The organism is Vibrio sp. 10N.222.49.C12, assembly GCF_041475025.1.
Taxonomy (GTDB): domain Bacteria; phylum Pseudomonadota; class Gammaproteobacteria; order Enterobacterales; family Vibrionaceae; genus Vibrio; species Vibrio crassostreae_C.
This window is the reverse complement of sequence record NZ_JBFRVF010000064.1, coordinates 1-25970: the sequence shown is the minus strand read 5'-3', so window position 1 is coordinate 25970 and position 25970 is coordinate 1. Positions and strand designations below refer to the sequence as shown.

Annotated in this window: 26 protein-coding genes and 9 tRNA genes; 29 read left to right on the top strand and 6 right to left on the bottom strand. The window is 44.9% G+C overall.

The annotated features are described in order from the left end of the window. Positions 1-37: 37 nt before the first annotated feature. Both epd and tkt read right to left on the bottom strand, forming a co-directional pair. Positions 38-1087 carry an erythrose-4-phosphate dehydrogenase gene (gene epd / locus AB4583_RS17750; RefSeq protein WP_032545627.1) on the bottom strand — a complete coding sequence of 350 codons (1050 nt, stop codon included), beginning with the start codon at positions 1085-1087 and terminating at the stop codon, positions 38-40. A 213-nt stretch (positions 1088-1300) separates the two neighbouring features. Continuing rightward, positions 1301-3295, bottom strand: coding sequence for a transketolase (gene tkt / locus AB4583_RS17745; RefSeq protein WP_102394120.1), 1995 nt, complete (start codon positions 3293-3295; stop codon positions 1301-1303). 355 nt (positions 3296-3650) lie between these two features. Between tkt and metK the strand changes: the two genes are divergently transcribed. From metK to AB4583_RS17700, 9 genes are all read left to right on the top strand, one after another. Then, the gene (metK, locus tag AB4583_RS17740) at positions 3651-4805 is read left to right on the top strand and encodes a methionine adenosyltransferase (RefSeq protein ID WP_017062234.1); all 1155 of its coding nucleotides are present in this window, start codon (positions 3651-3653) and stop codon (positions 4803-4805) included. A 368-nt stretch (positions 4806-5173) separates the two neighbouring features. Further along, positions 5174-5971, top strand: coding sequence for a DUF2189 domain-containing protein (locus AB4583_RS17735; protein WP_017062235.1), 798 nt, complete (start codon positions 5174-5176; stop codon positions 5969-5971). A gap of 80 nt (positions 5972-6051) precedes the next feature. Continuing rightward, a complete protein-coding gene (locus AB4583_RS17730; RefSeq protein WP_017062236.1) occupies positions 6052-6552 on the top strand; it encodes a SprT family zinc-dependent metalloprotease in 501 nt (166 codons plus the stop codon). Positions 6553-6648: 96 nt separating this feature from the next. Further along, positions 6649-7380: an endonuclease gene (locus tag AB4583_RS17725; protein ID WP_017063198.1), complete on the top strand. Its 732-nt coding sequence runs from the start codon at positions 6649-6651 to the stop codon at positions 7378-7380. Positions 7381-7533: 153 nt separating this feature from the next. Beyond that, positions 7534-8265 carry a 16S rRNA (uracil(1498)-N(3))-methyltransferase gene (rsmE, locus tag AB4583_RS17720; protein WP_017062238.1) on the top strand — a complete coding sequence of 244 codons (732 nt, stop codon included), beginning with the start codon at positions 7534-7536 and terminating at the stop codon, positions 8263-8265. A 9-nt stretch (positions 8266-8274) separates the two neighbouring features. Further along, positions 8275-9225 (top strand): glutathione synthase, encoded by a 951-nt coding sequence (gene gshB, locus AB4583_RS17715; protein WP_004735482.1) that lies wholly within the window; start codon positions 8275-8277, stop codon positions 9223-9225. A gap of 116 nt (positions 9226-9341) precedes the next feature. Further along, complete coding sequence (locus tag AB4583_RS17710) at positions 9342-9905, top strand: YqgE/AlgH family protein (RefSeq protein ID WP_102394125.1); 564 nt, start codon at positions 9342-9344, stop codon at positions 9903-9905. 60 nt (positions 9906-9965) lie between these two features. After that, a complete protein-coding gene (gene ruvX, locus AB4583_RS17705; RefSeq protein ID WP_017069590.1) occupies positions 9966-10388 on the top strand; it encodes a Holliday junction resolvase RuvX in 423 nt (140 codons plus the stop codon). Between the two features lie 99 nt (positions 10389-10487). After that, the gene (locus AB4583_RS17700; RefSeq protein ID WP_170791814.1) at positions 10488-10625 is read left to right on the top strand and encodes a hypothetical protein; all 138 of its coding nucleotides are present in this window, start codon (positions 10488-10490) and stop codon (positions 10623-10625) included. A 74-nt stretch (positions 10626-10699) separates the two neighbouring features. On the opposite strand, the gene AB4583_RS17695 is transcribed toward AB4583_RS17700, so the two are convergent. Continuing rightward, the gene (locus AB4583_RS17695) at positions 10700-11809 is read right to left on the bottom strand and encodes a PilT/PilU family type 4a pilus ATPase (protein ID WP_017062241.1); all 1110 of its coding nucleotides are present in this window, start codon (positions 11807-11809) and stop codon (positions 10700-10702) included. 14 nt (positions 11810-11823) lie between these two features. Further along, positions 11824-12861 carry a type IV pilus twitching motility protein PilT gene (locus tag AB4583_RS17690; RefSeq protein ID WP_017062242.1) on the bottom strand — a complete coding sequence of 346 codons (1038 nt, stop codon included), beginning with the start codon at positions 12859-12861 and terminating at the stop codon, positions 11824-11826. Between the two features lie 26 nt (positions 12862-12887). Between AB4583_RS17690 and AB4583_RS17685 the strand changes: the two genes are divergently transcribed. From AB4583_RS17685 to hemW, 7 genes are all read left to right on the top strand, one after another. Continuing rightward, positions 12888-13592 (top strand): YggS family pyridoxal phosphate-dependent enzyme, encoded by a 705-nt coding sequence (locus AB4583_RS17685; RefSeq protein WP_372118569.1) that lies wholly within the window; start codon positions 12888-12890, stop codon positions 13590-13592. A gap of 78 nt (positions 13593-13670) precedes the next feature. After that, a complete protein-coding gene (proC, locus tag AB4583_RS17680; RefSeq protein WP_372118566.1) occupies positions 13671-14489 on the top strand; it encodes a pyrroline-5-carboxylate reductase in 819 nt (272 codons plus the stop codon). 57 nt (positions 14490-14546) lie between these two features. Beyond that, entirely contained in the window at positions 14547-15104 is a 558-nt protein-coding gene (locus AB4583_RS17675; RefSeq protein ID WP_017069592.1) for a YggT family protein, read from the top strand. 29 nt (positions 15105-15133) lie between these two features. After that, positions 15134-15424, top strand: a complete 291-nt coding sequence (gene yggU / locus AB4583_RS17670) for a DUF167 family protein YggU (protein WP_372118564.1) — start codon at positions 15134-15136, stop codon at positions 15422-15424. Positions 15425-15452: 28 nt separating this feature from the next. Next, entirely contained in the window at positions 15453-15884 is a 432-nt protein-coding gene (locus AB4583_RS17665) for a DUF4426 domain-containing protein (protein WP_171762404.1), read from the top strand. Positions 15885-15932: 48 nt separating this feature from the next. After that, positions 15933-16532 carry an XTP/dITP diphosphatase gene (locus tag AB4583_RS17660; RefSeq protein WP_372051297.1) on the top strand — a complete coding sequence of 200 codons (600 nt, stop codon included), beginning with the start codon at positions 15933-15935 and terminating at the stop codon, positions 16530-16532. After that, entirely contained in the window at positions 16532-17719 is a 1188-nt protein-coding gene (gene hemW / locus AB4583_RS17655; protein ID WP_017062248.1) for a radical SAM family heme chaperone HemW, read from the top strand. Before AB4583_RS17660 ends, hemW begins: the two co-directional genes overlap by 1 nt. Before the next feature lie 145 nt (positions 17720-17864). Here the strand turns inward: hemW and glsB are convergent, their stop codons facing one another. Next, positions 17865-18785, bottom strand: a complete 921-nt coding sequence (gene glsB, locus AB4583_RS17650; RefSeq protein ID WP_017062249.1) for a glutaminase B — start codon at positions 18783-18785, stop codon at positions 17865-17867. Positions 18786-19134: 349 nt separating this feature from the next. Then, a complete protein-coding gene (trmB, locus tag AB4583_RS17645) occupies positions 19135-19854 on the bottom strand; it encodes a tRNA (guanosine(46)-N7)-methyltransferase TrmB (RefSeq protein WP_017062250.1) in 720 nt (239 codons plus the stop codon). Between the two features lie 165 nt (positions 19855-20019). On the opposite strand from trmB, the gene mutY reads away from it, so the two are divergent. The 13 genes from mutY (at position 20020) to AB4583_RS17580 (ending at position 25897) form a co-directional block, all read left to right on the top strand. Next, a complete protein-coding gene (gene mutY, locus AB4583_RS17640; protein ID WP_372118560.1) occupies positions 20020-21081 on the top strand; it encodes an A/G-specific adenine glycosylase in 1062 nt (353 codons plus the stop codon). A 28-nt stretch (positions 21082-21109) separates the two neighbouring features. Then, positions 21110-21382 carry an oxidative damage protection protein gene (locus AB4583_RS17635; protein ID WP_010435637.1) on the top strand — a complete coding sequence of 91 codons (273 nt, stop codon included), beginning with the start codon at positions 21110-21112 and terminating at the stop codon, positions 21380-21382. Positions 21383-21451: 69 nt separating this feature from the next. Continuing rightward, positions 21452-22585, top strand: a complete 1134-nt coding sequence (mltC, locus tag AB4583_RS17630) for a membrane-bound lytic murein transglycosylase MltC (RefSeq protein ID WP_017062252.1) — start codon at positions 21452-21454, stop codon at positions 22583-22585. 103 nt (positions 22586-22688) lie between these two features. Then, a tRNA-Phe gene (locus AB4583_RS17625) sits at positions 22689-22764 on the top strand. A 74-nt stretch (positions 22765-22838) separates the two neighbouring features. After that, positions 22839-22914, top strand: a tRNA-Thr gene (locus tag AB4583_RS17620). 7 nt (positions 22915-22921) lie between these two features. Next, a tRNA-Phe gene (locus AB4583_RS17615) sits at positions 22922-22997 on the top strand. 56 nt (positions 22998-23053) lie between these two features. Then, a tRNA-Asn gene (locus tag AB4583_RS17610) sits at positions 23054-23129 on the top strand. A gap of 382 nt (positions 23130-23511) precedes the next feature. Further along, on the top strand, positions 23512-25137 hold the full coding sequence (locus tag AB4583_RS17605) for a methyl-accepting chemotaxis protein (protein WP_372118557.1): 1626 nt from the start codon (positions 23512-23514) through the stop codon (positions 25135-25137). Between the two features lie 235 nt (positions 25138-25372). Beyond that, positions 25373-25448 (top strand) — tRNA-Phe (locus AB4583_RS17600). A 56-nt stretch (positions 25449-25504) separates the two neighbouring features. After that, positions 25505-25580: transfer RNA gene (locus AB4583_RS17595), tRNA-Thr, on the top strand. 24 nt (positions 25581-25604) lie between these two features. Continuing rightward, positions 25605-25680 (top strand) — tRNA-Asn (locus AB4583_RS17590). Between the two features lie 36 nt (positions 25681-25716). Then, positions 25717-25792: transfer RNA gene (locus AB4583_RS17585), tRNA-Thr, on the top strand. Between the two features lie 29 nt (positions 25793-25821). Further along, positions 25822-25897 (top strand) — tRNA-Asn (locus AB4583_RS17580). Positions 25898-25970 lie beyond the last annotated feature (73 nt).

Below are 25970 nucleotides of genomic sequence, written 5' to 3'. Positions count from 1 at the left end.
CTAAAAAATAAATAATCCGCACATTTGCTTCTAGGTCTTACTTCTTGCCTTCAGAAGCTTGCATTGCAAGAACCGTATCCAGCATTCGGTTCGCAAAGCCCCATTCATTATCACACCACACTAGCATTTTAACTAAGTGGCCGTTGCTCACTCGCGTTTGTGAACCATCAACGATTGCGCTATGGGGATCGTGATTAAAGTCGATGGAAACGAGCGGCGCTTCAGTATAGTCAACTATATTGTGTAATGTACACTGGGATGCATTAACAATGGTTTGATTTACGTCATTAACTTTCACATTTGCATTAATTGTGACACTTAAATCCATCGCTGTTACGTTTACCGTCGGCACACGCACAGATATAGCTTCAAATTTGTTGGAAAATTTCGGGAAGATTCTTTCAATACCTTTATGCAACTTGGTATCGACAGGAATGATCGATTGGCTTGCTGCTCGAGTACGACGCAAATCGCTGTGGTACGCATCGATAACTTGTTGATCATTCATTGAAGAGTGAATAGTCGTAATCGTACCGGACTCGATACCAAAGGCGTCATCAAGAACCTTAATGATAGGGACAATACAGTTGGTGGTGCACGAACCATTGGAAACGATTTGGTGGTCCGCTTCGATGGTATCGTGGTTCACACCATAGATAATGGTGTTATCGAGGTCATTGGCACCGGGGTGAGAAAACAGTACCTTTTTCGCCCCTGCAGCAATGTGCGCGAGGCCGTCATCTCGGCAACCATAAACACCGGTACAATCGAGAACGATATCCACCTCAAGGTCACGCCAAGGCAACAGCTCAATATCAGCAAGATGTAAGATACGAATGGTATCAAACTCACCCTTGTCTTCAGCACCAATGCCATGATGGACATAAATGTGCTCTTGATCGTTAGAGATTTTCTTACCGAAGCGGCCGTGACTGGTGTCGTACTGCAATAGGTGAGCCATAGCGTCAGGCTGAGCAAGCTCATTGACCGCTACTACTTTGATTTGTTGGCTTTTGCCACTTTCATAGACAGCGCGCAATACATTACGCCCTATTCGTCCAAATCCATTTATCGCGACTTTTAGCATAGTTCCGTACATCTAACCAAAATTTCGTGCAACAGATGATAACTGAATCCTACCCAAAAGGCATTACTTGAATAACTCAGCTTGTTCATGACAGATTGATCTGTTGCTTATAGAGATGAGTCTAGGAGAAACAAATCCCAGAGACAAAAAACCGAGCTCAGCGCTCGGTTTTTTTATTCATTTCATTGTTAGCACTAAGCTAGCAATCAATGATTAAGCAAGAAGCTCTTTCGCGGTGTTTACTACGTTTTCAGTAGTGAAACCGAACATCTTGAATAGCTCGCCTGCTGGTGCAGATTCGCCGAACGTTGTCATACCGATGATCTTGCCACCGAAACCAACGTACTTGTACCAGAAGTCAGCGATGCCAGCTTCTACTGCGATACGAGCAGTAACGTCAGATGGAAGTACAGACTCACGGTATTCAGCATCTTGCTTGTCGAACGCGTCAGTTGCAGGCATAGATACTACGCGTACTGCTTTACCTTCAGCGGTTAACTGTGCAGCAGCTTCAACAGCAAGCTCAACTTCAGAACCTGTTGCAATGATGATTAGCTCAGGCTTGCCTTCACAATCTTTCAGGATGTAACCACCCTTAGCGATGTTAGCTACTTGCTCAGCATTACGATCTTGTTGTGCAAGGTTTTGACGAGAGAAGATTAAAGATGAAGGACCATCTTTACGCTCAATAGCCAGTTTCCAAGCAACAGCAGACTCAACTTGGTCACATGGGCGCCATGTGCTCATGTTTGGCGTTAGACGTAGAGAAGCGATCTGTTCAACCGGTTGGTGAGTAGGACCATCTTCGCCTAAGCCGATAGAGTCGTGCGTGTAAACTTGGATGTTCTGAACTTTCATCAGAGCAGCCATACGCATTGCGTTACGCGCGTATTCCATGAACATTAGGAACGTTGCGCCGTATGGTACGAAACCACCGTGCAGAGCGATGCCGTTCATGATAGCCGTCATACCGAATTCACGTACACCGTAGTGGATGTAGTTACCAGAGAAGTCAGTTGCTTCAAGAGACTTAGAACCAGACCACATAGTTAGGTTAGAAGGCGCTAGGTCAGCAGAGCCACCCATGAATTCTGGAAGCATTTGACCAAACGCTTCTAATGCGTTTTGAGATGCTTTACGTGAAGCGATGTTTGCTGGGTTAGCTTGAAGATCAGCAATGATTGCGTTTGCTTTCTCTTCCCATTGTGCTGGAAGTTCACCGTTAGTACGACGTTTGAATTCTGCTGCTAGCTCTGGGTAAGCCGCTGCGTATGCGTCAAACTTAGCATTCCACGCCGCTTCTTTTGCTGCGCCCGCTTCTTTCGCATTCCACTCAGCTGCGATATCTGCTGGGATTTCGAAAGGACCGTGTTCCCAACCAAGTGCTGCTTTAGTTGCTGTAATTTCATCAGCACCTAGTGGAGCGCCATGGCAGTCGTGCGTACCAGCTTTGTTTGGAGAACCAAAACCGATGATAGTTTTAGTACAGATAAGCGTTGGACGAGGGTCTGCTTTAGCTGCTTCGATAGCTGCATTGATTGCTTCCGGATCGTGACCGTCTACTGCTGGGATTACGTGCCAGCCGTATGCTTCAAAACGCTTAGGAGTATCGTCAGAGAACCAACCTTCCACTTCACCATCGATAGAGATACCGTTGTCATCCCAGAAAGCAACTAGCTTACCAAGACCTAGCGTACCAGCTAGTGAACATGCTTCGTGAGAGATACCTTCCATCAGACAGCCATCACCCATGAATGCATAAGTGTAGTGGTCTACGATGTCGTGGCCTTCTTTGTTGAACTGTGCAGCCAGTGCTTTCTCTGCCATTGCCATACCAACAGCGTTAGTGATGCCTTGACCTAGAGGACCCGTCGTTGTCTCGATACCAGGAGCGTAACCGTACTCTGGGTGACCAGGAGTCTTAGAGTGCAGTTGACGGAAGTTTTTCAGATCTTCAATTGAAAGCTCGTAGCCTGCAAGGTGAAGCAGAGAGTAAATCAACATTGAACCATGGCCGTTAGACAGGATAAAACGGTCGCGGTCAGCCCACTCTGGGTTTGCTGGGTTGTGGTTCAAGTGGCCACGCCAAAGAACTTCAGCGATGTCAGCCATACCCATAGGTGCGCCTGGGTGGCCTGAATTTGCTTGTTGAACACCGTCCATGCTAAGTGCGCGGATTGCATTGGCTAGATCTTTACGAGAAGGCATGTCTGCTCCTGGATACATAAGCGATTTAAAAAAGAGATAGTGCTAATGTTTTCATTTTAATTAGCGCGGGTATTCTCTCAAACGACTATTGCGACTGCAAACGTTTTACTGGCATTTTAACGGTCATTTTTCGCAATTTTCGAACATTTACATCACTTGGCAGTGGCTTATCTCAATCGATACGCAAACGATTAGTTATGACATATCATAAAAAAGAGCTTGTAATTCGACCGCTGGAATTTAGAATAGCCGTCTAGATGTAGAAACACCTACAAAATATACTGTATTTAATGGCGCGCTTCCTAGCTTGCGACGCCATAAACTATTTACACCAAAAACTAAAAGTGGAGCTCTCATGGCTAAGCACCTATTCACTTCTGAATCTGTTTCAGAAGGCCATCCAGATAAAATTGCAGACCAAATCTCTGATGCTGTTCTTGATGCCATCTTGGAACAAGATCCAAAAGCACGTGTTGCTTGTGAGACTTACGTTAAAACCGGCATGGTTATGGTTGGCGGTGAAGTAACAACGTCTGCATGGGTTGATATCGAAGAAATCACTCGTGAAACAGTACGTGAAATTGGTTACGTTCATTCTGATATGGGCTTTGACGCTGACTCTTGTGCTGTTCTAAACACAATTGGTAAGCAGTCTCCAGACATCAACCAAGGTGTTGATAAAGAAGACCCTAAAGAGCAAGGCGCAGGCGACCAAGGCATCATGTTTGGTTACGCGACTAACGAAACACCAATCCTAATGCCGGCTCCAATTACTTACTCTCACCTTCTTGTTAAGAAGCAAGCTGAAGTACGTAAGAGCGGTAAACTTGACTTCCTTCGCCCTGATGCGAAATCTCAAGTTACGTTCCAATACGACCAAGGTAAAATCGTTGGTATCGACGCTGTTGTTCTTTCGACTCAACACTGCGATTCAGTAACAACACCGGATCTACGTGAAGCAGTAATGGAAGAGATCATCAAACCAGTACTTCCTGCTGAGTGGATCAACAAAGACACTAACTTCTTCATCAACCCAACAGGCCGTTTCGTAATCGGTGGCCCAATGGGTGACTGTGGTCTAACAGGTCGTAAGATCATCGTTGATACCTACGGCGGCGCAGCTCGTCACGGTGGCGGTGCATTCTCTGGTAAAGATCCATCAAAAGTTGACCGTTCTGCAGCTTACGCGGCTCGTTACGTTGCGAAAAACATCGTTGCTGCTGGCATGGCTGACCGTTGTGAGATTCAACTGTCTTACGCTATCGGTGTTGCTGATCCAACATCTATCATGGTTGAAACGTTTGGTACTGAAAAAGTAGCTCACGAAATTATCATTGAAGCAGTTCGTCAAAACTTCGACCTACGTCCATACGGTCTTCAAGAGATGTTGAACCTTCTTCAGCCTATCTACAAGCAGACTGCTGCATACGGCCACTTCGGTCGTGAAGAGTTCCCTTGGGAAGCGACTGACAAAGCAGCAATCCTTGCGGACTTCGCTGGCCTAAAATAATTTAGCCACTGCGATTTGTTTCTTTAAAGCCCTTACTTCTTAGTAAGGGCTTTATTTTTATGTACTTACCTTACTTTCACTCGCCATTCTCTTCTCTAATGCCCTTCTTTACCGTTAACCACTTAGTATAAAAAACCGCTGATAATTTGTGTTTTCTAACACTACTGACAATAGTTAAGGTAACTCCTAAGAGATCAAGCTCACATTTAACTTAAATTAATTCAGCCTGATAACGCTCGTTAAATGCACGCTAGAACAAAAACTGGGATGACAAAGAGCAATTTAGCTCAACACCATAACTCTCACACAAGCCACATCGATGAGCCTTATGGAATTATAACTAGGACGTTATTTAACTAGGGGGATCTATGCCTCGTACCGCGCACCCATCCGAACTGAACGATAAAAAACACAAGGTCAGCGATAAGGATTACGCTCGCACCATTCCTTGTAACCAAATCAGTATTTCCGCACCCTTTCATTGGTTGTCGCTTGCTCTGCATGACTTAGTAAGAATGCCATTAATCAGCGCATTCTACGGTTTGTGCTTTATGGGAGCGGCAATCGCCATTGTTCAGCTTGTCCAATGGCAAGGAACACACTTGGTCGTAATGCCAAGCCTGATCGTGTACATGCTAATAGGGCCGTTTCTTGCTCTGGGCTTGTATGACGCAGCTTGGGAAAGAGAAAAAGGCCACAACGCAAGCCTACTGCACTCGATGAAAGCCATCACTCGCAACTCCACCCACCAATGGGCCTTTGCGATCGTATTGATGGTTGCGATGATATTCTGGATGCGTATCGCTGCGTTATTGCACGCGCTCTATCCTTCAGTGCAAGGCGCACCACTGGCTGAGTTCGCTCCCTTCTTAATTACGGGTTCTGTGATTGGTTTTGTTATCGCAAGCCTCATATTTAGCATCTCAGCATTTTCAATTCCGTTAATGATGGAGAGACGCGTTGATGTGATGAGTGCGATTTTCACTAGCTTTAATGCCGTGAAATCGAACATCCCTGCAATGGTGGTTTGGGCGAGTATTATTTGTGCCGGTATTTTGGTGGGTTTTGCCACCTACGGCATCGGAATGATCGTCACCATGCCGCTACTTGGCTATGCTACATGGCACGCTTATCACGAGATCATTAAGAAAAAACATCACGTGTAAAGCATCGCTAGATCAACAAGCAATGTTATGATTAGGCCTTGGTTTAAACGCTGAGGCCTTTTATTTGGAGTTAACAACGTTTGTCTTACACCCCGCAACAACACCGAGCAAATAAGAAATTGGCCGAATGCCTAGCTATCGCAAATCAACATTTCTCTCGTGAATTTCCACACCCAACTATCACCTTCAAGTTAAGAGGCAAAGCGGCGGGAAAGGCCTACCTTCAGCTCAACGAAATTAAGCTCAACCACGTACTATTTTCTGAAAATGAAGATGCCTTCATCAATGAGGTTGTGCCACATGAACTCGCACACCTGATCACGCATCAGGTTTTCGGACGTGTTAGGCCTCACGGAAACGAGTGGAAATACGTGATGGAAAAAGTATTCAACGTGCCAGCCAGAACAACTCACAGCTTTGAAATCGCGTCAGTTCAAGGGAAAACCTTTGAATATCGATGTGAGTGCACCACTTACCCATTATCAATCAGACGACACAACAAAGTACTTCGGAATCAATCGACCTACCGCTGCCAATTGTGCCAGCAAACCTTAGCTTTCACGGGAACTCAACTAAGCTAGTGACAGGTTGATTTACTCGGTAGAACAAATCTAATAGAGAGATCTAACATTTGAGTGCTAGACTGATGTTTATCATACTTTTATCAGTCTTTTTCTATGCAAAAACTCACCTTCAAAGCATTTGGCCTACCTGTATCTTTTTACTTAACAATAGTATTTGGCCTGCTGGTAACCCAAAGCGTTCTCGCCGCACCACCGAGCTCATTTTCCAAAGCAAAAAGAGAAGCGGTGAAGATTTACCTCGACCATCCGACTTCATTTTATTGCGGCTGTGACATTACATGGAAGGACAAAAAGAAAGGCATTCCCGACCTTGATGGCTGTGGCTATCAAGTCCGAAAACAACAAAAGCGGGCGAGTCGAATTGAGTGGGAACACGTGGTTCCAGCTTGGCAATTTGGCCACCAGCGTCAGTGTTGGCAAGATGGTGGGCGCAAGAACTGCACTCGCAATGACAAAATATTCAAATCCATGGAAGCCGACCTTCACAACCTAACTCCGGCCATTGGCGAGGTTAACGGTGATCGCTCCAACTACAACTTCAGTCAGTGGAATGGCATGGATGGTGTGAGCTATGGTCAGTGTGAAATGCAGGTCAACTTCAAGCAGCGTAAAGTTATGCCGCCAGACAGAGCAAAAGGCTCTATCGCGCGTACTTACCTTTACATGAGCCAAGAGTATGGTTTCAAACTATCTAAGCAACAAACCAACCTAATGATGGCGTGGAACAAGCAATTTCCTGTCGACAAGTGGGAATGTACTCGTGATGAGCGAATCTATGCCATCCAAGGTAATCACAACCCATTTGTTTACCCTGCTTGTAAATAACGTCGCTCGTACAATCAACATTCCTAACTATCTCAAACAAGAGTTTCAGAATTGCCCCTGAAACTCTTGCTCTACCCTTGTTTTTTCAACTAAAAGCATCCATGTTAAGCAGAGACAAAATACCCAAATGAACATATTTATAGGTTTACCAGCATGAGAATCCCTCGTATTCATCACCCAGAACGCATTCATCAGTTAGGTTCACTCGCTTTAGGCGAAGATGCCGCGGGTCATGTTGGTCGTGTCCTTCGCATGAAAGAAGGCCAAGAAGTCCTTCTATTTGATGGCAGTGGCGCTGAATTCCCTGCGACGATAGCCGAAGTATCAAAGAAAAATGTCACCGTTAATGTTTCTGAACGCATCGAACGCAGCAGCGAATCTCCGTTAGACTTACATTTAGGCCAAGTGATTTCACGTGGCGACAAAATGGAGTTCACGATTCAGAAATCGGTTGAGCTTGGTGTGAACACCATTACCCCTTTAATTTCAGAGCGCTGTGGCGTTAAGCTTGATACAAAACGCTTCGAGAAAAAACTCGCACAGTGGCAAAAGATTGCTATCGCGGCGTGTGAACAGTGTGGCCGCAATACGGTTCCAGTCATTCGCCCTATCATGCAACTTGAAGAGTGGTGTAGCGAACCGAGTGAAGCATTAAAGCTGAACTTACATCCTCGTGCAAAATACTCAATTAATACCCTTCCAGAACCTATCAGTAAGGTACGCCTATTGATCGGCCCTGAAGGTGGCTTGTCGGCTGAAGAAATCGGCATGACAGAACAATACAAATTTGAAGAGACGCTACTCGGCCCACGTGTACTTCGTACCGAAACAGCAGCTCTAACCGCAATTACTGCCTTACAAGTCCGTTTTGGCGATCTAGGCTAGGAGAAAAAAATGATCAAACTTGGCATCGTAATGGATCCAATTTCATCCATTAACATCAAAAAAGACTCTAGCTTTGCCATGATGCTTGAAGCTCAGCGTCGTGGTTACGAAATCCATTACATGGAAATGGATGATCTACATTTAGATCAAGGCGTAGCCATTGCTGACACTAAGGTTGTTGAACTAAAAGAAGATCCAAACGGTTGGTACGAGTTCAAATCAGAACAGACTATCGCGCTATCCGATTTAGATGCGGTACTAATGCGTAAAGATCCTCCGTTTGATACTGAGTACATCTACGCAACTTACATTCTTGAGCGTGCTGAAGAGAACGGCGCACTGATCGTCAACAAACCACAAAGCCTACGTGACTGTAACGAGAAGTTGTTCACGGCATGGTTCCCTGAACTGACACCGACCACCATCGTGACTCGTAAAGCTGAAAAAATTAAAGCGTTCCGAGAAGAACACGGCGACGTGATTCTAAAACCACTTGATGGCATGGGCGGCGCGTCTATCTTCCGTGTGAAAGAAGGCGATCCAAACGTATCAGTTATTATTGAAACCTTGACCAACCACGGTCAGAACTACGCAATGGCACAAACTTTTGTTCCAGACATCAGCAATGGTGATAAGCGTATTCTTGTGGTTGACGGTGAGCCAATGCCTTACTGTCTAGCGCGTATTCCTGCAAAAGGGGAAACTCGAGGTAACCTTGCTGCTGGCGGTACAGGTGAAGCTCGTCCTCTAAGTGAAACAGACTGGGCTATCGCAAGAGCAGTTGCTCCAGCACTGAAAGAGAAAGGCTTAATCTTTGTTGGGCTTGATGTTATCGGCGACAAGCTGACTGAAATTAACGTGACTAGCCCTACTTGTATCCGTGAAATTGAAGCCGCTTTTGATATTTCAGTTACAGGTAAATTAATGGATGCAATTGAGCGTCGCGTTAACGCTAAATAGCCTAAACTAAAGAAAGCCTTAGCTATTCGAAAACACAGAAATATCTAGGCAAAGAACAATGAGCGGCTTTACGCCGCTCTTTTTCCTTTACTGGGAACACACTGGCAGGAGGCTCTATGAATTTAACGAACCACTTTCTGGTTGCTATGCCCGGAATGAAAGACCCATACTTTCAAAATTCGGTGATTTACCTTTGTGAGCACAATGACGAAGGCGCGATGGGTTTGATGATCAACGCCCCTATTGATGTCACTGTCGGTAGCATGCTTAAACAAGTTAAGGTTGATTCTGAGCAGCCGAAATCCAACCAAGCAAGTCTTGATAAGCCAGTATTGAACGGTGGGCCGGTCGCAGAAGACCGTGGATTTATTTTGCACAAACCTAAAGGCAGCTATCAATCCAGCATCAACATGACAGATCAAATCTCGGTGACGACTTCAAAAGATATCTTGATGGTGTTGGGCACAGAAGATGAGCCGATGAATTATTTAGTCGCACTTGGGTATGCAGGATGGGAACCGGGACAACTGGAAACCGAACTGACCGAGAACTCATGGTTAACCGTTGAAGCCGATCCGAAGGTCATCTTCGATACACCGATTTCTGACCGCTGGAAAGTCGCCGTGCAGATGTTAGGAATAAATGCGGCTCAGCTTTCAGCAGACGCTGGCCACGCCTAGTTCAAATCAGCTAAATAAAATAAACAGACACTCTCAAACACAGATAAATTTGGAAACCCCATGTCACGAACAATTATGGCATTTGACTACGGTACAAAAAGTATCGGCAGTGCGATAGGACAAGAAATCACGGGCACCGCAAGCCCTCTAAAAGCTTTTAAAGCCAAAGATGGCATCCCAAATTGGGACGATATCGAAAAACAAATTAAGGAGTGGCAGCCGAACCTGATTGTAGTCGGCCTTCCTACCGACCTTCATGGTAAAGACTTAGCAACCATTACACCTAGAGCGAAGAAGTTCGCTAACCGCCTTAAAGGACGATTTGGTGTCGATGTTGAACTACATGATGAAAGACTCTCGACCACAGAAGCAAGAGCCGACCTTTTTGAAATAGGCGGCTATAAAGCGCTAAGCAAAGGCAATGTCGATAACCAGTCTGCAGTCGTCATTTTAGAGAGCTGGTTTGAAGCACAATATTCATAACGAAAATTAAGAGCTCAAAGATTAAACTCCTTTGTGATCCTATAATGATATTACGGCGTAATGTCGAAGCAATTCATTATTAGGTAAGTGGGAGTTCACATGAAAATTTTTCTAGCAATCTTCGTAGCTCTAGCAATATCAGCATGCAGTTCGACAAGCTCCAATAATGCAGGTTATATGAATCATACTTCGACTGACGCAGACGTAATCAGCGAGCCTAAGAACAAGAAGCGTTGATAATACAGACGCAGTCGAACGATGAATATGATGAACGCCTGATTTTAACCTAGAATCAAATCAGGCGTTTTTTATCACCCCATATCTATCTTCACACCAGCCAACGCCCCAGTTCCGTAGTCGTCATCACCACGTCTAGTTTTGAGCATTAAGCGCAAGTCATTAGCAGAATCGGCACTGTGGAACGCATCCTCTTCGCTGATCTTGCCTGCTATCACTAAATCATACAAAGCTTGGTCAAAGGTCTGCATACCTATCTCTTTCGATTTAGCCATGGTTGCTTTCAGTTCGTGTAGTTCACCACGACGAATCAAGTCAGAAACACGAGGGCTATTCAGCAGAATCTCGAATACACCATGACGCCCGCTGCCATTCTTGTCGCGAATGAGTTGCTGAGCGACGACACCACGCAGGTTCATCGATAGGTCAAACAAGAACTGTTCTTTCTGCTCTTTCGGCACCAAATGAAGAATACGCTCTAGCGCTTGGTTAGCGTTATTGGCGTGCAAGGTTGCCATACACAAGTGACCCGTTTCAGCAAAGGTCATCGCGTATTCCATGGTCTCACGGCTACGGATTTCGCCAATCAAGATCATGTCTGGTGCTTGGCGTAGCGAGTTCTTAAGCGCGACTTCGTAACTCTCGGTGTCGAGCCCGACCTCACGCTGCGTCACGATGCACTTTTTATGTTCGTGCACAAATTCAATAGGGTCTTCAACCGTCAAGATATGTCCCGAGCGATTGGTGTTGCGATAGCCTGTCATTGCAGCCATTGAGGTCGATTTACCAGAGCCTGTCGCACCAACCACCAGCACAAGTCCGCGCTTAGCTATTGATAGGTCCTGTAGTACATCAGGAAGCTTTAGTTGCTCAAAGGTTGGGATGTTAGTCTCGATACGTCGAATGACCGCTCCAGGTAGCTCTCGCTGAAAGAATGCACTGACACGAAAACGACCAAAGTCACGCACGATGGCAAAATTAGCCTCACGCGTTTGCTGATACTCATCACGTCGGTCTTGTTCCATCATCGCATCAAGTAATTGAGCAACCTGTGCCGCATTCAGCTTCTCTCCTTGAGGGCGTAATTCACCATCCACACGAAACAGGATTGGCGCATCAACCGTGATATAAAGATCCGATGCCTTTTGAGAAAGCATTCCCTCAAGGATTTGATTCAATTCCATTGTGTCCACCTTGATTAAAACATTGAGGTTTCAATTTCGATCTTTTTCTCGACCTCTTCCGAATCAACCAAGCCCTGCGCCATCAGCTGCTTCGCATTTTGTTCCATGGTCTGCATGCCGTGCGCTGCGCCCGTTTGAATGATCGAGTACATCTGAGCGACCTTATCTTCACGAATCAAGTTTCTGATCGCCGGTGTTGCCATCATGATTTCATGACACGCCACACGACCACCACCAACACGCTTTAGCAGCTTCTGGGCTATCACCGAGCGCAGTGATTCAGACAACATCGAACGAACCATATCTTTATCACTACCTGGGAACACATCGATAATACGGTCGATCGTTTTAGCCGCAGAACTGGTGTGCAGAGTACCAAACACTAAATGACCCGTTTCTGCTGCGGTTAACGCTAAGCTAATCGTCTCTTGGTCACGAAGTTCACCAACCAGAATCACGTCTGGGTCTTCACGTAAGGCACTGCGCAGTGCCGCTTTAAAACTGTGAGTATCACGGTGAACTTCACGCTGGTTGACTAGGCATTTATTATTGGTGTGAACGAATTCAATCGGGTCTTCAATCGTCAGAATATGCTTATTGTGGTTGCGATTTACGTAATCAACCATCGCCGCAAGAGTCGTTGATTTACCAGAGCCAGTTGGACCAGTGACGAGCACTAACCCTTTTTCGTAGTTAGCAATCCTTTCGAAGATCTCAGGTGCACCTAACTGATCTAAAGTCGGGATTTCGACAGGGATAGTTCGAAAGACAGCTGAGCAGCCACGGGCTTGGTTAAACGCATTAACACGAAAGCGACCAACATTGGGTAATTCAAAAGAGAAGTCGACTTCCAGTTTTTCTTCAAACTCGCCGCGTTGTGAATCGCTCATGATCTCAAAAACCAAACGATGCACATCAGCATGACTCAAAGCTGGGATTCCAAGCTTCCTTACTTCACCATCTATACGTACCATTGGAGATACACCCGCAGAAAGATGTAGATCTGACGCGTTATGCTTTACACTAAAATCTAGTAACTCAGTGATATCCATTTATTTTCCCTTAAGTAAAGTCAGCTATGAGTAGTATTCAACAAAATATCGAACAAATCACCTCACAGATTCGTAGTGCTGAGCAAAAGTGCGGACGAGCTCCAGAGTCCGTGCAACTTTTAGCCGTCAGCAAAACTAAACCTATTGATGCGATTCTAGAAGCCGCACTCGGAGGCCAAGTTGCCTTTGGTGAAAACTATGTTCAAGAAGGTGTAGATAAAGTAAAACACTTTTCAGAACAACATTCTAACCTAAATTTAGAGTGGCATTTTATTGGTCCAATTCAATCCAATAAAACCCGCCCAATCGCGGAAAGCTTTCAATGGGTGCATTCCGTCGATCGCGATAAGATCGCACAAAGGCTTAATGATCAACGACCAAGCGAACTTCCACCTTTGCAAGTGTTGATTCAGGTAAACACCAGTGGTGAAGAGTCCAAATCTGGAACCTCAGAAGAGACAGTTTTTGCACTCGCGGAGTTGATTTCATCGCTCCCCAACCTCACCTTAAGAGGATTGATGTCGATTCCTGCAAACGTATCTGACTATCAATCTCAGCTTAATGCATTTTGTCAACTGGCAGAGCTTAAAGACAAGCTAGCCGCGAAGTATTCAGACATTGATACCCTTTCGATGGGGATGAGTGGTGATATGGATGCAGCAGTTGAGGCTGGCAGCACAATGGTTCGTATTGGAACAGCTATTTTCGGCGCTCGTGATTACGCGAAATAGCCGTAGTAAGTAACGACAAGTACAAGTATTGATACCGCTTCGCCTTATCCGCGCAGCGACACGCTCAGGATTTTATATATGGTACATAAGAACATCGCCTTTATTGGGGCGGGAAACATGGTTCGCTCAATTGTAGCTGGCTTAGTTGCTAGTGGTTACCCAGCGCAAAAGATTACTGCGACAGCACCTTCAGAAACCAGAAGGCTGCCGTTAGAACAAGAATACGGCATCAATACCACCAGCGATAATATTGCAGCAGCAGAGCAAGCAGACGTTGTTGTGTTATCCGTGAAGCCACAAATGATGGCTGATGTATGTAAACCCTTACAAGATATCGACTTCAGCAACAAACTGGTTATCTCAATTGCCGCGGGTATTAATGCGAATCGACTTAATGAGATGTTAAACTGCCAACTGAACCTTGTTCGTGTGATGCCAAACACGCCATCACTGCTTGGTAAAGGGATGAGTGGTCTTTATGCCGATTCAACGGTCAGCCAAAATGATAAAGACTTTGCATCTCAGCTGATGCAAGCTGTAGGTGAAGTGAGCTGGGTTGAACAAGAATCTGGTATCAACAACATCATTGCGGCGGCGGGGAGTGCTCCGGCTTACTTCTTCCTGTTTATGGAAGCGATGCAAGCGGAAGCAATCAATCAAGGTTTCGACCAAGAAACCGCTCGTAAATTAGTGCAGCAGTCTGCATTAGGCGCGGCAGAGATGGTGGTAGCGAATCCAGATACAGAATTATCTACACTACGTGAGCAAGTGACTTCAAAAGGTGGTACCACCGCCGAAGCACTGCGCACGTTTAATGAACATCAACTATCAGACATTGTAGCCAAAGCCATGCAAGCGGCAGTTGCTCGAGCTGAAGAGATGGAAAAACTGTTTTAAGCATTTTGTCGCTCATGTGATATCTAAGCGGCAAGTAAATCCGAAAAAGGAAACAATATGAACTCGATGAGCTTTCTGATCTCGACCGTTTTTGATCTTTACATCATGGTTGTGATCTTGCGTATCTGGCTACAAGCATCACGTGCAGATTTCTACAATCCGTTCTCACAATTCATCGTAAAAGCGACACAACCAGTGGTTGCTCCACTACGCCGAGTTATTCCATCAATCGGCAGCCTAGATCTGGCAACGGTTGTTTTCGCTTATGTGCTATGTGTACTCAAGTTCGTCGCTCTCAACTTAATTATCTCTGGCGGCGCGGCTGTGTTCGACATCAGCTTCCTAATCTTTGGCGGACTATCTCTGATTAAAGCGGCGGGTGGTTTGATTTTCTGGGTACTACTAATCCGTGCAATCCTTAGCTGGGTTAGTCAAGGTCGCAGCCCAATCGAGTATGTGTTCCATCAACTGACTGAGCCAATGCTAATGCCTATCCGCCGTATCCTACCGGATATGGGTGGCTTCGACTTAAGCGTTCTGGTTCTGTTCATTGTTCTTCAGTTTGCGAACTTCCTAATGGGTGACATGATTGGTCCTATTTGGTATCAGCTATAATTCAAGTACGAACATCAGGTACTTTGACGATGCCAAAAGCGGTTTGGGTCGAGGGAGACGATATTCTTCTTAGACTCTATATCCAACCCAAAGCAAGCCGAGACAAAATTGTTGGCTTGCATGGTGAGGAACTCAAAATTGCCATCACCGCTCCCCCGGTAGATGGCAAAGCCAATGCCCACTTAGCGAAATACCTTGCGAAACAATTTAAGGTCGCTAAAGGGCAAATTAAAATTGAAAAGGGAGAGCTCGGCCGGCACAAACAAGTTCGAATATGCTCGCCAAGCCAAATCCCCAGTGAAGTCAAAGCCATCCTATGATGGCTTTTTGCTATTTATTGGAGTCATTATGCGTCTATGGATTACAGCACTACTTACCGCTCTTGTTGCCCTACCAAGCTCAGCAGGACAATTTAAAAACATTAAGGATGTCGAGGTTCACTACTCAGCTTTTAACTCAACATTTTTAACTGCTCAAGTCGCTAAGCAATATAAACTTAAGCGAAATGGCTACTCAGCGATTCTGAACATCAGCGTGCTAGACAAAGCTTCCCTTGGCAAACCAGCAACAACCGCTAAAATCACGGGAACAGCCAAGAACCTTGTGGGCAATACTCGCACACTTAACTTCCGCGAGATAAAGGAAGGTGATGCGATTTATTACCTAGCTGAGTTCCCTGTAACACATGAAGAAAACATCACTTTTGATATCGATGTTAACGCAGGTTTGAAAGGTACAGGCCCACTGCGATTCACACAAAAATTCTATATAGAAGAGTAGGTTCAGCCTTAACTTTTCTGTTCATCAACTTATTAGAGCAACATCCCCATGAGTAAGATTGTTTTAGCCACAGGCAACCAAGGTAAAGTTCGCGAGATGGCAGGTATTCTGTCTGAGTTTGGTTTTGACGTTGTCGCACAAAGTGAGTTTAACGTTTCAGAAGTCGCTGAGACAGGAACAACTTTCATTGAAAATGCCATCATCAAAGCTCGCCACGCAGCGAAAGAAACAGGGCTGCCAGCCATTGCTGACGACTCAGGTTTAGAGGTTGATTACTTAAATGGTGCGCCAGGTATCTATTCAGCGCGTTACTCAGGTGAAGGGGCAACCGATAAGCAGAACATCAAAAAACTATTAGATGCGATGCAAGGTGTCGAAACTGAAAAGCGTACTGCGCGTTTCCACTGTGTGTTGGTGCTAATGCGTCACGAGAATGATCCAACACCTCTAGTGTGTCACGGTAAATGGGAAGGTCGTATTCTTACTGAAGAACACGGTGAGAATGGCTTTGGCTACGATCCTGTGTTCTTTGTACCAGAAGATAACTGCGCCTCAGCAGAGCTTGAATCTTCGCGTAAGAAGCAACTATCACACCGTGGTAAAGCGCTTGCGTCACTATTCAAGACTCTCAAGGAGCAAGCTCTGTAATGCACAATGCAGCGCTAATACCACCCGCACTTAGCCTCTATGTACACATCCCATGGTGTGTACAAAAGTGTCCGTATTGTGATTTTAACTCTCACGCTCTGAAAGCCGAGATCCCTGAAAAAGAGTACATCGATGCACTGCTTGAAGATCTCGATACTGATATCGAAAAATATCAGCTCAATGGTATGCCTCGCCCACTGCATTCGATCTTTATTGGTGGCGGTACCCCAAGCCTGTTTTCTCCTGAAGGAATTGGCCGATTGTTACAAGGCATTGAACAGCGCATCCCGTTCAAACCTGAAATAGAAATCACCATGGAAGCCAACCCGGGAACTATCGAAGCTGAGCGTTTTGCAGGTTACCAAAAGGCAGGCATTACTCGAATCTCGGTGGGTGTGCAAAGTTTTGAGCAAGAGAAACTGGAAAGACTTGGGCGTATTCATGGTCAAGATGAAGCGGTAAATGCCGCTCATTTAGCGCATAAGATTGGATTGAATAGTTTCAACTTAGACTTAATGCACGGCTTACCCGATCAGAGTATTGAACAAGCGTTGGCTGATTTGGATAAAGCGATAGAACTCGACCCTCCGCACTTATCTTGGTATCAGCTAACAATAGAACCTAACACCATGTTCTATTACAAAACACCAACGCTGCCTGATGATGATGACCTTTGGGATATCTTCGACCTAGGCCATAAGAAGCTCGCAGACGCAGGGTATGTGCAGTACGAAATTTCAGGCTACAGCAAGCCGGGATATCAGTGCCAACATAACCTCAACTACTGGCGCTTTGGTGACTATCTAGGTATTGGCTGTGGCTCTCATGGCAAGCTGAGCTTTACAGATGGACGCATTGTTCGTACCACTAAGGTTAAGCACCCTAGAGGCTATCTAGCTGCGTACCAAAACATGGTAAAACCTTATCTATCAGATGAATTTGAAGTGCCGAATGAAGACCGCCCTTTTGAGTTTTTCATGAACCGCTTTAGGTTAATGGAAGCATGTCCAAAGCAGGATTTCATTGATACGACAGGGCTTGGTTTTGACTCGATTCAAAAAACGATTGAATGGGCAAAAGAGCTAGGCTACTTGAAGGAAACCGACACTCACTGGCAGATCACTGAAAAAGGAAAGCTGTTTCTCAATGATCTGTTAGAAGCCTTTATGGCAGAAGAAGACGAGTAGTTCGAGATTCGAGATTCGAGATTCGAGATTCGAGATTCGAGAAGCATTGCGTAAGGGTTGGCTTTAGGGTCAACCCTTTTTGTTTTATAGCCCTCTCTCGGAGCGAAGCGTTCTATAGGACAACGTCCGTGCTCGAATCTTTCTCTTAGAAAATAGAACGACCAATTCGCTCTGAAAGCAACTCTAGAGCCTTAGTACCTGCGAGCGAGTTGCCAGAAGGATCAAGCTCTGGAGACCACACCGCAATCGTCATTTCGCCAGGAACGATAGCAATAATACCGCCACCAACGCCCGATTTTCCTGGCATACCAACACGGTAGGCAAACTCACCAGCCCCATCGTACAAGCCACACGTCGCAAGCAAAGCATTCAACTGCTTGGTTTGAACTGGCGTGATGATCTCTTTCTTGGTTTGAACCGACACGCCTTTGTTTGCTAAATAGCTAAAGGTTTTTGCCAAATCCACACACGTCATTTTAAGCGCACAAGCGTGGAAGTAGTTATTCAGAACTGGGATAACATCATTCTCAAAATTACCAAATGAACGCATCAAATAAGCAATGGCAGCATTACGATCGCTGTGCATCATTTCTGAAGCCGCTACCACCTTGTCATACACAATATGAGTATCACCCGATAACTGACGCACAAACTCTAACAAGCGGTGCCTAGGCGCAGACAAGCGGCTTTGTAGTAGGTCTGCAACGACAATTGCCCCCGCATTGATGAACGGGTTGCGGGGAATACCATACTCCATCTCAAGCTGAATCATCGAGTTAAAGGCTTGACCAGAAGGCTCTTTGCCTACTCTTTGCCAAATCTCTTCAGGCTTATATAGCACCATAGCTAGCGTCAGGCTCAAGGCTTTAGAAATAGATTGCACAGAAAATGCTTCTTCAGCATCGCCTGCTTTAATCACCTCACCTTCATTGGTGTATACCGCGATCGCCAGTTTCTGGTTCGATACGCGAGCCAGTGCAGGGATATAATCAGCGACCTTTCCCTGTCCAATTAAAGGACGAACTTCGTCTAAGATCTCGGCCAAAATAGCTTGAGTTGGTTTCATGTGCGCTTACTTCTATATTGTTATTTTTGTAGGGGTGTAACATATACCAATCGTAGTAAATAACTGCTCACTCTAGCTTGTTAAAATGCTCGATAACTGCGTTAGAATTTTTGATTGTAGAGTAACTACTTATCGAAAAATGCTGCCTTGTTCTCAAGCCTTTTTCCTACGCTATTTCTGATCACTTACTTACTGTGATTGGTATTACTTTCTGTCGTTAAGCCTTTACTGAAATAAAAGCCTAAGGACAAAAAAGCCAACATTACAATAATGTTGGCTTTAATCAATCCCATAAAGTGTAGGGGTTAAACCCTAAGTCGGATTACCTTTCACTTAATTTGATTCGAAGTTACTTAGTACGCTTGAACTTAATGTCCCAAACACCATGACCTAAACGGTGGCCACGCGCTTCAAACTTAGTTAGCGGGCGCTCATCCGGACGAGGGATGTAATCACCATCTTCAGCGATGTTTTCGAAGCCTGGAGCTACGTTCATCACTTCAATCATATGTTCTGCGTAGTTTTCCCAGTCTGTTGCCATGTGGAAAACACCAGTATCAAGTTGAAGCTTGCCGCGAACCATCTCTGCAAACTCAGCCTTAACGATACGACGTTTATGGTGACGAGCTTTGTGCCATGGGTCAGGGAAGAACAGTTGCAGAGTATGCAGGCTGCTATCTGGGATCATGTGTTCAAATACTTCTACAGCATCGTGACACATTACACGCAGGTTAGTTACGCCAGCATCGCGAGCTGTACCTAAACACGCACCAACACCCGGGCTATGAACTTCAATACCTAAGAAGTTTTTCTCAGGTGCGTTCTTTGCCATTTCAACCAGTGATGCACCCATACCGAAGCCAATCTCTAGTACAACCGGGTTATCGTTGCCAAATACTTCTTTCCAGTTAAGAAGCTCTGGGTTGTAGTCGATACCCATTGTTGGCCAACATTCATTCATCGCGTTCTCTTGGCCTTTTGTTAAGCGGCCTTCGCGGCGAACAAAGCTACGGATCTTACGAACCAGTTTGCCGTCTTCAGTATATTCGTTAGTGGTCACTTCACTCATTGATTTTTGCCTGCACATTGATTAATCAAAGCGGGGATTATCCAAAGAATTGCCTCCGGTGCAAGTCTTTCCGTGGATAAATTCCCACACAATTTGTCTGTTTTACATCCAACGTTAAGTGTGGTGCAATTTCGCTTCTAATAATAGCAAAGCATAGAGCATGTCGTGACTCCTTTCGCAACCGCCATATTAAAGTGGTATGACGCCTACGGGCGTAAAGAATTGCCTTGGCAACAAAACAAAACCGCCTACACCGTTTGGATATCTGAAATCATGCTTCAGCAGACTCAGGTTGCTACGGTGATTCCATACTACCAACGCTTCTTAGAACGCTTTCCAACGGTTATCGACCTAGCGAACGCCGAACAAGATGAGGTACTCCACTTATGGACAGGGCTTGGTTATTACGCACGAGCTCGCAATCTACATAAAGCAGCCAAGATCGTTGCTGAGCAATATGGTGGTGAATTTCCGCTGTCTATCGAAGAGATGAACGCGCTACCGGGGATTGGTCGCTCAACAGCAGCAGCCGTCTTATCATCGGTTCATAAACTTCCTCATGCGATTCTTGATGGCAATGTAAAACGAACGCTTGCGAGAAGTTTTGCCGTTGAAGGTTGGCCGGGGCAAAAGAAAGTCGAAAACCAGCTTTGGGAACACGCCGAAGCACATACTCCGAACAAAGATGTCGATAAGTACAACCAAGCAATGATGGACATGGGTGCCATGGTTTGTACCCGTAGCAAGCCTAAGTGCACCTTGTGCCCGATTGAAAGCATGTGTGAGGCCAAGAAGCTCGATAGACAGCTCGACTTCCCTGGCAAAAAGCCTAAGAAAGAAAAGCCAGTAAAAGACACATGGTTTGTGATTCTGTATCACGACAACCAAGTGTGGCTCGAACAGCGCCCTCAATCTGGTATCTGGGGCGGATTGTTTTGTTTCCCTCAAAATGAAAACGCAGAGATCGAACATCAACTAGATCTTCGTTCGATCAAAGACACTCAAACCAATTCGATCAAGACCATGATTGCGTTTAGACACACTTTCAGCCACTACCACTTAGATATCACGCCAGTATTAGTGAAATTAGATAAACAACCAGATTTGATAATGGAAGGGGCTAAAGGTCTCTGGTATAACTTATCAAAACCGGAAGAAATTGGCCTAGCCGCTCCTGTAAAGCAGCTTATTGAGAGCCTACCCTTTGAACTGAACGACGACGTTTGAATCAACGAACGCGATAAGAGGAACCACTATGAGCCGCACTGTATTTTGTGCTCGCCTTCAAAAAGATGCTGAAGGCCTAGATTTTCAACTTTACCCAGGTGACTTAGGTAAGCGTATCTTTGACAACGTGTCTAAAGAAGCTTGGGGACAATGGCAAAGCAAGCAAACTATGCTTATCAATGAAAAGAAGCTAAACATGATGGATCCTGAGCATCGTAAACTTCTTGAAACTGAGATGGTTAACTTCCTTTTTGAAGGTAAAGATGTCGTAATTGATGGCTATACTCCACCAAGCGAATAAGACATTTATTTAAGCAATTTTTAATGACATCATGGTTAACGCTGCGATGTCATTTTTGTATGAGGAACTATGAAAAAGCTAAGTTACTTCCTAACAGCCATGTTATTAACTGGCTGCAGCCGTGAATTTGTCGAAAGCATTTATGATGTCAATTACGAGCCAACCAACCGGTTTGTGAAGAATTTAGCTGAGCTACCCGGACAATTTGAAAAAGATACCGGGGCGCTAGATTCATTAATAGATAGCTTTTCAGGCAACATTCAAAAACGTTGGGGTAGCAGTGAAATCAAGATGGCAGGTAAGAGTAACTATGTGAAATACATAGATAATTACTTAAGTCGTTCAGAAGTGAATTTTAGCCAAGGCCTGATAACGGTGGAAACGGTTTCCTCTACCGAACCGAAAAAACATCTCAAAAATGCGATCATGACGACCCTTTTGACGCCAGATGATCCGGCGCATGTCGATCTATTCTCTTCTAAAAGCATCAAGCTAGAAGGCAAACCTTTCCTCTATAATCAGGTCGTAGACCAAGAAAAAAAGCCCATTCAATGGACTTGGCGAGCGAACCAGTTTGCGGATTACCTAATCGCGAATAACCTAAAAACCAAAGAAGTCGACTTTAAAAAAGCCTACTACGTTGAAATCCCAATGGTGGCCGACCACGCTAGCCAGCGTAGTTATCAATATGCCGACATCGTTCGACGAGCGTCTCAGCGTTATGACATCCCTGAAGATTTAATCTACGCTATCATCAAGACAGAGAGTAGCTTCAACCCGTACGCCGTAAGCTGGGCTAATGCTTATGGTCTTATGCAGGTGGTACCTAAAACCGCTGGTCGAGATGTATTTGAACACGTCAAAAAGAAACCTGGTGAACCAAGCCCTGAGTACTTATTCAATCCAGAAAACAACATTGATGCTGGCACCGCATACTTTTACATCCTTAAAAATCGTTATTTGAAAGACGTAAAAAACCCATTAACGCTTGAATACAGTATGATTTCAGCCTATAACGGCGGTACTGGTGGCGTACTCAATACCTTCAGTAAGGACAGAAAGCGAGCAATGCAAGACTTAAACTCGCTGCAACCGAGCCAAGCCTACTGGGCGCTTACCAAGAAGCATCCAAATAAAGAGTCGCGCCGATACCTCGAAAAAGTAACGCAATTCAAAAAAGAATTTAACCAAGGTAAAACATAACCCTCACTTTTGAATAAAAAAACAACGAACGAACGGTTTTTTAAATTATTTTCAAAAAAGGAGTTGACGGTTATGCAGAAAATCCGTTTAATAGCGCTCCGTTGCCCGGATAGCTCAGTCGGTAGAGCAGAGGATTGAAAATCCTCGTGTCGGTGGTTCGATTCCGCCTCCGGGCACCACAATTTGATTTGTTGGTGTCAACACTCTTTAACAGGGAGTAACAACACGGACAAAAGCATAAAGAATTTAGTGTGCCGACTTAGCTCAGTAGGTAGAGCAACTGACTTGTAATCAGTAGGTCACCAGTTCGACTCCGGTAGTCGGCACCATTCTTTTGCCTCGATAGCTCAGTCGGTAGAGCAGCGGATTGAAAATCCGCGTGTCGGTGGTTCGATTCCGCCTCGAGGCACCATTATTTGGTGCTTAACAAATAATAGTCTTTATAGACCTGATGTTGACACAAATAATTCCCCTTTAGTTCAGTTGGTAGAACGGCGGACTGTTAATCCGTATGTCGCAAGTTCAAGTCTTGCAAGGGGAGCCACATTCAAGAAAGCCAAGTCGAAAGACTTGGCTTTTTTTCGTGTGAACAAAAACAAACTCTATTCAATATACACATCAGCTCCTCACTAACTCTTAATCAGTCTCGATAAATTGAGTTATCTCCTTTTAGTACTCTTACTACAGCAGTTGATTCTAAGTTCTATAAAGCATATCCACTACAACAGAACCAACGCCTTATAAAGTTCATGACCCGCTAATATTCACATTAAAACAAATAGAACCAAGTCCTGTTACTTTTTTTTCTTCGAAAATTTAATCCCTATCATACTTTGATGTCTTTCTAATATCTGCCTTACACCACTTAGATTAAGATTCGATGAATTATACCTAATACTAATTATTGAATCGCTGCGCGGGGAAATATGAAACTAAAAACGCAAGCTTACTTATTATCGGGCATCATCTTGATCGCCCTGCTAGCACTGACGGCTACAGGCTTATGGACCTTAAGAGTTGCTAGCAACATGGACAACAAAGCTCGCGTAACAGAGCTGTTTAAGAGCGCATACAGCATTCTTACTGAAGTCGAAAAAATGGCGATTGATGGCACACTAGAAGAAGAGCAAGCCAAGCAACTAGCTACTCGCCTTCTACGCAACAACATCTATAAAGATAATGAATATGTTTACGTAGCCGATGAGAACATGACGTTTATCGCGACACCATTAGATCCTCAACTGCACGGAACCAGTTTTAACGACTTTAAAGATGGCGACGGCAATAGTGTTGGGCAGCTAATCCAAAGAGTACTTGGTAATCGTACTGGCGAGATCATTGAGTACACCTGGACACAAAAACTGCCAGATGGAACGATTGAAGAAAAACTGTCTATTGCAGAGAAAACGCCACATTGGGGTTGGGTTGTCGGCACTGGTATCGGGTTCAATGAAGTTAACGCTCGTTTTTGGTCTACTGCTCAATGGCAGCTATTCCTTTGTGTCGTGATTGCTGGTTTTATTCTGGCGAGCCTAATTGTATCCATTAAACGCATGCTAGCGCTTCTTGGCGGCGAACCTAAAGACGTACGAGAAGCAGTACAAGCCGTAGCACAAGGTCGAATTCAAACCTCTTTCGAAACTCAGGCAATTGACGGCAGTATCTATCACGCCGTACAACAAATGAGTAAGTCATTGGCTGAGCTAGTATCAAACCTTGACGCTTCAATGCTGGCATTAAGAGGCGAACTGCAGCGCGTAGAAGATCGCGCTGGGTCAATTGGTCAACTGACAGACACCCAACAGCAATCAACAGAGATGATCGCGACAGCAATGACCGAGATGGCCTCTTCAGCCAATAACGTAGCTGCTTCAGCTAGCGATACCGCGCGCAACACCGACGACGCCGACAAACAGAGCCAGCATACCCAACAACTCATTCACAACACAGTAGATAACATTCAAGGCTTAGCAGGCCAACTAGGCACAGCAAGCGAAGCTGTCGCTAACCTAGATAACGATGTAAACAACATTGCAAAAGTATTGGATGTGATTGGTGATATAGCGGAGCAAACTAACCTATTGGCACTAAATGCAGCCATTGAAGCAGCTCGAGCTGGCGAACAAGGTCGTGGATTTGCTGTTGTAGCAGATGAGGTTCGTAACCTTGCAGGCAGAACACAATCGAGCACAAAAGAAATCCAATTAATGATTAATAACCTTCAAGAGGGATCTCGCAACGCAATTCAAACCATGGAAGTGTGTGCCGCGACCAGTGAAAGCACCGTAACAGAGTCTCAAAACGCCTCTGAAGCACTACAACAGATTGTTGTCGCATTAGAGTCCATTTCATCAATGAGCCATCAAATCGCAACAGCGGCCGCTGAGCAGACTCAGGTGAGCGATGATATATCGAAGCGTATCAATATGATCGAAGAGAGCGGTAACCAACTGAGCAATGTCGTAACAGAAAGTCATAACAGCACCCAAACTCTTGCCTCTCTTTCCAACGAATTAGAAGCTTGGGTTAATAGGTTTGAAGTAAAACACTAAACTCCCTAGAAAATTTTCAAATAAAAAAGCACGTTTTCATACGTGCTTTTTTTATTTCGGCGTCCATTCAGTGTAGTTAACCGTAGTTTTACTATCTTTTAGGGCATGCTAGACCTAGGTTTTTCACCCCAAATGAGCAAAAACAACCCACTAAGTATAGAAAAACATCAAACGATACTTTTTTTGCAATTTAATGTTGACCCAGAACGCGAAAACACGTTTAATACACCTCGTCGCCCGGATAGCTCAGTCGGTAGAGCAGAGGATTGAAAATCCTCGTGTCGGTGGTTCGATTCCGCCTCCGGGCACCACAATTTATTTGTTGGTGTCTTAGACAACAACAGTAAAGCACAAAGAAATATTATGTGCCGACTTAGCTCAGTAGGTAGAGCAACTGACTTGTAATCAGTAGGTCACCAGTTCGACTCCGGTAGTCGGCACCATTTCTTTAAAGCTTTAAGAATAATTCCCCTTTAGTTCAGTTGGTAGAACGGCGGACTGTTAATCCGTATGTCGCAAGTTCAAGTCTTGCAAGGGGAGCCAAGTTAATCATCAAGCATAAGCTTTTTGATTCATGATGCCGACTTAGCTCAGTAGGTAGAGCAACTGACTTGTAATCAGTAGGTCACCAGTTCGATTCCGGTAGTCGGCACCATTCTCTTGATTAGAGACTAAACAATCAATTCCCCTTTAGTTCAGTTGGTAGAACGGCGGACTGTTAATCCGTATGTCGCAAGTTCAAGTCTTGCAAGGGGAGCCAATTAAAAGAAGCCGCATCATTGATGCGGCTTTTTTGCATCTAAAGATCCTAACTGCATATTTCGGAGCATTCC

Coding starts and splice junctions, on each gene's coding strand:
- rsmE (WP_017062238.1), top strand. CDS start 7,534: ATGAGAATCCCTCGTATTCATCACCCAGAACGCATTCATCAGTTAGGT.
- AB4583_RS17710 (WP_102394125.1), top strand. CDS start 9,342: ATGAATTTAACGAACCACTTTCTGGTTGCTATGCCCGGAATGAAAGAC.
- gshB (WP_004735482.1), top strand. CDS start 8,275: ATGATCAAACTTGGCATCGTAATGGATCCAATTTCATCCATTAACATC.
- yggU (WP_372118564.1), top strand. CDS start 15,134: ATGCCAAAAGCGGTTTGGGTCGAGGGAGACGATATTCTTCTTAGACTC.
- AB4583_RS17635 (WP_010435637.1), top strand. CDS start 21,110: ATGAGCCGCACTGTATTTTGTGCTCGCCTTCAAAAAGATGCTGAAGGC.
- ruvX (WP_017069590.1), top strand. CDS start 9,966: ATGTCACGAACAATTATGGCATTTGACTACGGTACAAAAAGTATCGGC.
- epd (WP_032545627.1), bottom strand. CDS start 1,087: ATGCTAAAAGTCGCGATAAATGGATTTGGACGAATAGGGCGTAATGTA.
- proC (WP_372118566.1), top strand. CDS start 13,671: ATGGTACATAAGAACATCGCCTTTATTGGGGCGGGAAACATGGTTCGC.
- metK (WP_017062234.1), top strand. CDS start 3,651: ATGGCTAAGCACCTATTCACTTCTGAATCTGTTTCAGAAGGCCATCCA.
- AB4583_RS17675 (WP_017069592.1), top strand. CDS start 14,547: ATGAACTCGATGAGCTTTCTGATCTCGACCGTTTTTGATCTTTACATC.
- glsB (WP_017062249.1), bottom strand. CDS start 18,785: ATGAAACCAACTCAAGCTATTTTGGCCGAGATCTTAGACGAAGTTCGT.
- AB4583_RS17660 (WP_372051297.1), top strand. CDS start 15,933: ATGAGTAAGATTGTTTTAGCCACAGGCAACCAAGGTAAAGTTCGCGAG.
- trmB (WP_017062250.1), bottom strand. CDS start 19,854: ATGAGTGAAGTGACCACTAACGAATATACTGAAGACGGCAAACTGGTT.
- AB4583_RS17685 (WP_372118569.1), top strand. CDS start 12,888: ATGAGTAGTATTCAACAAAATATCGAACAAATCACCTCACAGATTCGT.
- AB4583_RS17605 (WP_372118557.1), top strand. CDS start 23,512: ATGAAACTAAAAACGCAAGCTTACTTATTATCGGGCATCATCTTGATC.
- AB4583_RS17700 (WP_170791814.1), top strand. CDS start 10,488: ATGAAAATTTTTCTAGCAATCTTCGTAGCTCTAGCAATATCAGCATGC.
- AB4583_RS17695 (WP_017062241.1), bottom strand. CDS start 11,809: ATGGAATTGAATCAAATCCTTGAGGGAATGCTTTCTCAAAAGGCATCG.
- AB4583_RS17725 (WP_017063198.1), top strand. CDS start 6,649: ATGCAAAAACTCACCTTCAAAGCATTTGGCCTACCTGTATCTTTTTAC.
- tkt (WP_102394120.1), bottom strand. CDS start 3,295: ATGCCTTCTCGTAAAGATCTAGCCAATGCAATCCGCGCACTTAGCATG.
- AB4583_RS17665 (WP_171762404.1), top strand. CDS start 15,453: ATGCGTCTATGGATTACAGCACTACTTACCGCTCTTGTTGCCCTACCA.
- mltC (WP_017062252.1), top strand. CDS start 21,452: ATGAAAAAGCTAAGTTACTTCCTAACAGCCATGTTATTAACTGGCTGC.
- AB4583_RS17690 (WP_017062242.1), bottom strand. CDS start 12,861: ATGGATATCACTGAGTTACTAGATTTTAGTGTAAAGCATAACGCGTCA.
- hemW (WP_017062248.1), top strand. CDS start 16,532: ATGCACAATGCAGCGCTAATACCACCCGCACTTAGCCTCTATGTACAC.
- AB4583_RS17735 (WP_017062235.1), top strand. CDS start 5,174: ATGCCTCGTACCGCGCACCCATCCGAACTGAACGATAAAAAACACAAG.